At 73.0% G+C, this 7,109-nt stretch carries 6 protein-coding genes; 4 read left to right on the plus strand and 2 right to left on the minus strand.

What is annotated here, in order from left to right:
• The coding region (locus tag ACFFNX_RS36990; protein ID WP_378210687.1) for a MarR family transcriptional regulator at nucleotides 1-386 on the minus strand (386 nt) is incomplete at its 3' end.
• Between the two features lie 93 nt (nucleotides 387-479).
• Between ACFFNX_RS36990 and xylA the strand changes: the two genes are divergently transcribed.
• Both xylA and xylB read left to right on the plus strand, forming a co-directional pair.
• Nucleotides 480-1,631 (plus strand): xylose isomerase, encoded by a 1,152-nt coding sequence (xylA, locus tag ACFFNX_RS36995; protein ID WP_378210688.1) that lies wholly within the window; start codon nucleotides 480-482, stop codon nucleotides 1,629-1,631.
• A complete protein-coding gene (xylB, locus tag ACFFNX_RS37000; protein ID WP_378210689.1) occupies nucleotides 1,628-3,037 on the plus strand; it encodes a xylulokinase in 1,410 nt (469 codons plus the stop codon). Before xylA ends, xylB begins: the two co-directional genes overlap by 4 nt.
• Before the next feature lie 201 nt (nucleotides 3,038-3,238).
• Here the strand turns inward: xylB and ACFFNX_RS37005 are convergent, their stop codons facing one another.
• A complete protein-coding gene (locus ACFFNX_RS37005; RefSeq protein ID WP_378210690.1) occupies nucleotides 3,239-3,667 on the minus strand; it encodes a PH domain-containing protein in 429 nt (142 codons plus the stop codon).
• A 98-nt stretch (nucleotides 3,668-3,765) separates the two neighbouring features.
• Between ACFFNX_RS37005 and ACFFNX_RS37010 the strand changes: the two genes are divergently transcribed.
• A complete protein-coding gene (locus tag ACFFNX_RS37010) occupies nucleotides 3,766-4,818 on the plus strand; it encodes a DUF2293 domain-containing protein (protein ID WP_378210691.1) in 1,053 nt (350 codons plus the stop codon).
• A gap of 267 nt (nucleotides 4,819-5,085) precedes the next feature.
• A partial coding sequence (locus ACFFNX_RS37015) for a tetratricopeptide repeat protein (RefSeq protein ID WP_378210692.1) occupies nucleotides 5,086-7,109 on the plus strand: 2,024 nt, incomplete at its 3' end.

A 7,109-nucleotide genomic window follows, 5' to 3' on the forward strand; every position in this document is an offset into this window, starting at 1 on the left:
GCGTCGATGACGCGCTCGGGGGCGCGGCCCCGGTTGTCGGCGGCGACGATGTGGCGGTGCCGGATCCGGCGGCCGAGGTCGAGCACGCACGCGGCCAGGTAGTCGACGTTGATCTCCAGGCCCAGGCCCGCGACGCGGTCGCCGTTGACCGAGACGGCGGTCGCGGGACGGCCGCGCTCGCCGTCGCGTACGGGCCCGTCCTCGCGCACCAGCCCCGCGCCGGCCAGCGACGCGACGAGACTGGACACGGTCGTCTTGGTGAATCCGGTCGCCTCGGCGAGACGGGCACGGCTGACCGGCTGCCGGCGGGCGATCTCGCCGAGGACCACGGCCAGGTTGCGTTCTCGCATGGCGCCGTGGCGCAGGGGTGCGACCTCATGGCGCATCGTCACAGACTAATCCCGTCCTCCCCGGCATGTTGACACTCTGGGCCTGCGCGATTTAATTAGTCCAGGTCGCGTACGAATTAAGGAGCCAGCATGTCCAGTACGTTCCAGCCCACGCGCGAGGACCGGTTCACCTTCGGTCTCTGGACCGTCGGCTGGCAGGCGCGCGACCCGTTCGGCGACGCCACGCGGCCGCCGCTCGACCCGGTGGAGTCGGTGCACCGGCTGGCCGAGCTCGGCGCGTACGGCGTGACCTTCCACGACGACGACCTCCTCGCGGTCGAGCCGGACCGCGACCGGGCGGTCGCCTCCTTCCGCAAGGCCCTGGACGAGACCGGCCTCGTCGTGCCGATGGCGACCACCAACCTGTTCACCCACCCGGTGTTCAAGGACGGCGCGTTCACCTCCAACGACCGCGACATCCGGCGCTACGCGATCCGCAAGGTGATGCGCAACCTCGACCTGGCCGCCGAGCTGGGCGCGAAGACCTATGTGTTCTGGGGCGGCCGGGAGGGCGCCGAGTCCGACGCCGCCAAGGACGTACGGGCCGCGTTCGACCGGTTCCGCGAGGCGATCGACACGTTGGCCTCCTACGTCACCGAGCGCGGCTACGGCATCCGGTTCGCGCTGGAGCCCAAGCCGAACGAGCCGCGCGGCGACATCCTGCTGCCCACGGTCGGCCACGCGCTGGCGTTCATCGGTTCGCTGGAGCACGCCGACATGGTCGGCCTCAACCCCGAGGTCGGCCACGAGCAGATGGCCGGCCTCAACTTCGTGCACGCCATCGGCCAGGCACTGTGGCACGGCAAGCTCTTCCACATCGACCTCAACGGCCAGCACGGCAACAAGTACGACCAGGACCTGGTCTTCGGGCACGGCGACCTGAAGAGCGCGTTCTTCCTCGTCGACCTGCTGGAGAACGGCGGGTACGACGGGCCGCGCCACTTCGACTACAAGCCGACCCGCACCGAGGACATCTCGGGCGTGTGGGCGAGCGCCGAGGCGAACATGCGCACGTACCTCATCCTCAAGGAGCGGGCCCGTGCCTTCCGCGCGGACCCGGAGGTCCAGGAGGCGCTCGCCGCCTCGCGCGTGGACCAGCTGTCCGTGCCCACGCTCGACCCCGGCGAGACGTTCGACTCCCTCGCGGCCGACGACTTCGACCTGGACGAGGCGGCGGCACGCGGCTACCACTTCGAGCGCCTCGACCAGCTGGCCGTCGAGCACCTCCTCGGCGCGCGATGACCCTGGTCGCGGGCGTCGACTCCTCCACCCAGTCGTGCAAGGTGGTCGTCGTCGACGCCGAGACCGGTGAGATCAGGCGAGCCGGTCAGGCGGCGCACCCGGACGGCACCGAGGTCGACCCCGCCGCGTGGCACGCGGCGCTGGACAAGGCGATCGTCGCGGCGGGAGGGCTGGACGACGTCGCGGCCCTCGGCATCGGCGGGCAGCAGCACGGCATGGTCTGCCTCTCCGACGACGGCGAGGTCGTACGGCCCGCGCTGCTGTGGAACGACACGCGCTCGGCGGGCGCCGCCGGCGACCTGGCCGCCGAGCTGGGCGAGCCCGGCGCGTGGGCCGAGGCGGTCGGCAGCGTGCCGGTGGCGTCGTTCACCGTGACCAAGCTGCGCTGGCTGGCCCGGCACGAGCCGGAGGCCGCCGCCCGTACCGCCACGGTGTGCCTGCCGCACGACTTCCTGACGTGGCGGCTGACCGGGGAACTCACGACGGACCGCGGCGACGCCTCTGGCACCGGCTACTGGTCACCTGCGGAGGGCGGGTACCGTCCCGACCTGCTGGAGCTCGCCATGGGCCGCGCTCCGGCCGTTCCGCGGCTGCTCGCCCCGGCCGAGTCCGCGGGGCGTACGGCATCGGGTGTGCTCGTGTCGGCCGGCACCGGCGACAACATGGCCGCCGCGCTGGGGCTCGGCATCCGGCCGGGCGACGTGGTCGTGTCGCTCGGCACGTCGGGCACGGTCTTCGCGGTCGCGGAGTCCTCCTGCGCCGACCCGTCGGGAGAGGTGGCCGGCTTCGCGGACGCGACCGGCCGTTTCCTGCCCTTGGTGTGCACGCTCAACGCCGCACGCGTCCTGGACGCCGCGGCGCGGCTGCTGGGCGTCGACCACGAGGAACTGTCCCGGCTGGCACTGTCCGCCCCACCCGGCGCGGACGGCCTCACGCTGGTCCCGTACCTGGAGGGCGAACGCACGCCGAACCGCCCCGACGCGACCGGCGCGGTGCACGGACTGCGCCTGGACAACGCGACACCGGCGCACCTGGCACGGGCCGCGATCGAGGGCATGCTCTGCGGCCTGGCCGACGGGCTGGAGTCCCTGCTCCGCGTGGGCGTACGGGCCGACCGGGTCCTCCTCATCGGCGGTGCGGCCCGCTCGGACGCGGTGAGGCGCATCGCACCGACGGTGTTCGGCCGCCCGGTACTGGTCCCACCGGCCGGTGAGTACGTCGCGGAGGGCGCGGCGATCCAGGCGGCGTGGGCCCTGTCGGCACAGACATCGCCGGCGCGGGCACTGCCGGAGGCACCCGAGCCGCCGCGCTGGGAACGCCCGGGTCTGACCACATACGAGGCCGACCCGGCGCCCGAGCTCCGCGAACGCTACGCCGAGGCCCGCGACCACGTCCTCAACCGCTGAGGTCCCCTTGTCGGCGCCGGCGAGAGGCCAGGGCGTGTTCAAAGCCCCGCCGTCCGGGACACTCGCGCCGTCCGGGACACTCCCCGCCGTCGGTAACCGTGGTCGCGTTAGCGGCCGGGGTGGCTGTCGGTAGCGGCATTGGCCAGGGGACCGCGTTGGTCAGGGGTGGCCGGGGGGCCGCCACGAGTTCGCGGGGCGTGGTCACCGCTCCTGGTCGGCTGCGGGTCGCAGCTCCCGCAAGGTCTCCTCCACCTCCTGGAGTGGCGCGCCGAGGTCGTGTCGGCTGAACAGGTGCAGCGACTCTCCCGCGTCGATCTCCAGGAGTTCGGTGCGGAGGCCGTGGGAGCGGCGCTCGGTCACGGCGACGTGCTCGACCTCGTGCCACGGAATGTGCCGGTGGCCGGCGAACCCGTGGATGACGGTCACTCCCCCGGCGTCGGCGGACAGCCTCACCGGTGCCAGCACGTCGCGCAGGCCGTACACGCCGAGGGCCAGTGCTCCGGCGGCGCAGAGCAGCAGGCGTTCACGCTCGTCTCCCGAGAGGACGGCCAGGAGCACGAGCAGCAGCGCCCCGGCGAACTTGGCGAACACCAGTACCGGCGCGACGTGCCATCGCTGAGGTCCGATCACCTTTCCAGCATGGCAGCGCCGGTCGGTCCGATAAATTTGGGCGGTCATGAGCGAGCGATTCGAAGAGCCCTGGTCGCTTCCACGGCGAAGGAGGACCCTTGAGCCGTGAGTCTCTCCAGGGTCGGGTCGTCTCGGCCGCGGAGGCCGCGCTGGCGCGTTCGAAGGCCGTCTCGCCCATCGACGTCCTGACCGGCATCGGCTGGCTGCCCGCGAACAGGATCGACGAGTGGCGGCAGGGTCGCCTCGGCCACCTGGAGCAGGCGCTCGGCGCGCGCCCCGACCGGCTCGCCAAGGCGATGACGGCCCTGCGCCGATGGGCCGAGGACGGTGGCCTGCGGCCGGTCGAGGTGCCGTATGTCTCGGCCACCCGCGACCGTGTCGCGCTGCGGTTCACCGCCGACGGCGACGAGTCCGCCGAGCGCGCCTACCGTACGCACTGGCTCTCCCCGGACCTCTCCGAGGCGAAACGCGAGCGGGTGATCGAGCGAAAGAGCGCGGCGCCCGACCTGGTGGTGATCGTGCCGCTCAAGGAGTGGACCTGCGCCGGCTGCCACGGCACGGGCGACTTCCTGGTCATGGAGGATGGCAGGCCGACCTGCCTGACCTGCACCGACATGGACCACCTGGTCTTCCTGCCGGCCGGTGACGCCGCCCTGACCCGCCGTGCGAAGAAGGCGAGCGGCCTGTCGGGCGTGGTGGTCCGGCTCAACCGCCGCCGTAAGCGCTACGAACGCCAGGGCCTGCTCGTCGAGGAGCGCGCGCTGGAGGTGGCCGAGGAGCAGTGCCTCGCCGATGAGGACGTCCGCGCGCGACGGCGTGACCGCGACCGCGAGCGCCGCGCGGCCGAGGACGTGGAGCTTCAGGCGCGGACGGCGCGCGAGATCCGGCGGATGTTCCCCGGCTGCCCGGCCGAACGCGCCGAGGCGATCGCCCGCCACACCGGCACGCGCGGCAGCGGCCGCGTCGGACGCTCGGCCGCCGGGCGCGCGCTGGACGAGACGGCCGTACGGGCCGCCGTCGTCGCCTCCGTACGCCACGAGAACACCGACTACGACACGCTGCTGATGTCCGGCGTTCCCCGCGCGGAGGCGCGCGAGCGCATCCGCGCGGACGTCGACCGGGTGCTCGACGGCTGGCGCGCCGAACCCTGACCGAACACGGTTCCGTCGCGGCCCGGACGCGCTTATCGTGAGGGCGGATGAGGGGAGCGCGGACTGGAACCGACGATCACCGAAGCCCGGAGGACCCGGTCGTACTGCGGGGACCGGCTGGGCGGGGGCGGCGCCAGGACGGCGTACCCGTACCGGGTGGTCTCGTTCCTGTACGGGTTCATCCGGCCTGATTACGGCTCGCCCGTTACGGTGGATTTTTGCCCACAGGCCGTCTCGGCCGTGCCCGGATCGACGGAGGTTCCCCCGGTGGTGGAAGACGACTTCCAGGACATCCTCGAGAACTCCTATCGGACGGGCGGACGGCTGGACGACGCGGTCCTGGACGACCTGCAGGCCTTCGTGACCGCCGAGCAGACCCTCGGCCCCGACCACCCGGACACGCTCACCTGCCGGATCAACCTCGCCCACGCGTACTACGAGGCGGGCCGGGTGGACGAGGCGATCACCCTGGGCGAGCAGGCGTTCGCCGAATGCGCACGGCTGCTGGGACCCGACGCCCACGACACGCTGATCGCCGGGAACAACCTCGCCTCCGCCTACCGCGAGGCCGGCCGCCTCGACCAGTCGATCGCGGTCTGCATCCAGACCCTCACCCAGGCCGAACGCAGCCTCGGCCGCGGCGATCCCATGTCGATCACGCTGATCAACCATCTCGCCGACGCCTACTCCGCCGCCGAACGCGTCGACGAGGCCATCGAACTGCTCCTGGAGGTGCTCGCGGCCCGCGAGCAGACCCTCGGGCCGTACGACCTGGACACCATCGGCGCCCGCAACAACCTCGCGCTCGCCTACCGTGACGCCGGCCGGCTCGACGAGGCGGTCCCCCTCATGGAGGCCGCCCTCTCCGACGCCGAGCGCGTCATGGGCGCCGATCACGAGGGCGTCCTCACCATCCGGGCCAACCTCGCGTCGCTCTACGACGACCTGGGCCGGACGGCGGAGGCCGCCGAGGCGTACGAGCGCGCGCTGAAGGACCGCGAGCGCATCCTGGGCCCCGGTCATCCGGACACGTTGATGTCCGCGGCCACGCTCGGCGCGATGTACAAGGACACCGGGCGGGCCGCGGAGGCGGTCGGGCTGACCGAGGGCGCCCTGGCGGGACTCCGGCGGCTGTACGGCCCCGACCACCGTGACGTCCTGCGGGTCCGCATCCGCCTCGCGCACGTGTACCTGTCCGTCGATCGCCAGGCGGAGGGCATCGCCCTGCTCGAGGACGCGCTCGCCGGCTGCGAACGGCTCTTCGACTCCGACCATCCCGACACCGTCCGGTGCCGCCGCGACCTCGCCGAGGCGTACCGCGAGGTGGACCGCCCGGCGGACGCCGTCCCGCTGCTCGAACGCGTCGTGTCGGACTGGGAGCGGATCCTCGGCCGGGACGACCGCGAGACGATGGCGGTCCGCAACCTCCTGGCGCTGGCCTACGACGACTCCGGCCGCAAGGACGAGGCCATCACCGCGTACGAGCACACGCTCGCCGACCGCGAACGCGTGCTCGGCCCCGACCACCCCGCGACGCTGCTGTCCCGCAGCAACGTCGCGCTGACCTACCGCGAACTCGGCCGCCACGCCGAGGCCGTCACGGCCCTGTGCGCGGTGGTCGACGGACGGCGGCGGGCGCTCGGCCCCGACCACGCCGACACTCTGCGGTCGCGCAACCACCTCGCCCTGCTGTACGAGGAGACGGGCCGGCTCGACGAGGCCGTCGCGCTGTACGAGGAGGTACTCGCGGACTGCGAGCGCGCCCTCGGCGCCGACCACGAGCTCACCCGCAAGGTGCGGTTCAACCTCGACGACGCCCGCCCGCCCCGCTGGCAGCCGCACTACGCGGTGGAGGAACGGCTCGCCGAGGCGAAGGCACGGGGCGACGCCGCCGCGTACCTGCGGCTGCTCTCCGGCCTCGACCTGTTCGTGCTCGCGCCGAAGAGACGCGCCGACGACGTGATCGCCGGGCGGCACGACGTCGTCCAGTGGCTGGTGCGCACCGTGGACGGCCGCGAGCACGCCCAGGTCTTCACGCGGGGTGCGATCCCCCGCCAGCCCGACACCGTGTGCCTGATGCGGTCGATGGAGACACTGGTACGGGAGTGGCCCGACCCGGAGTGGCGGGTGCTGTTCAACCGCGGTGTGCCCGACCTCGAATGGTCCTTCTCCCCCGACGTGCTCGCCGAGGCGGCGCGCGGCGCCGCGCGACCCGTGGGCGGACGGCTCCTGATGAGGATCGACGGCCCGGCCGACGGGGCGCTGGCGTTCGGCCTGGCCTGCGGCGCGCC

This window comes from Actinoallomurus acaciae, assembly GCF_042429965.1.
Lineage (GTDB): Bacteria > Actinomycetota > Actinomycetes > Streptosporangiales > Streptosporangiaceae > Actinoallomurus > Actinoallomurus acaciae.

Excerpts from the sequence above, each read along its gene's own strand:
- xylA (WP_378210688.1), top strand. The coding sequence starts at position 480 with ATGTCCAGTACGTTCCAGCCCACGCGCGAGGACCGGTTCACCTTCGGT.
- xylB (WP_378210689.1), top strand. The coding sequence starts at position 1,628 with ATGACCCTGGTCGCGGGCGTCGACTCCTCCACCCAGTCGTGCAAGGTG.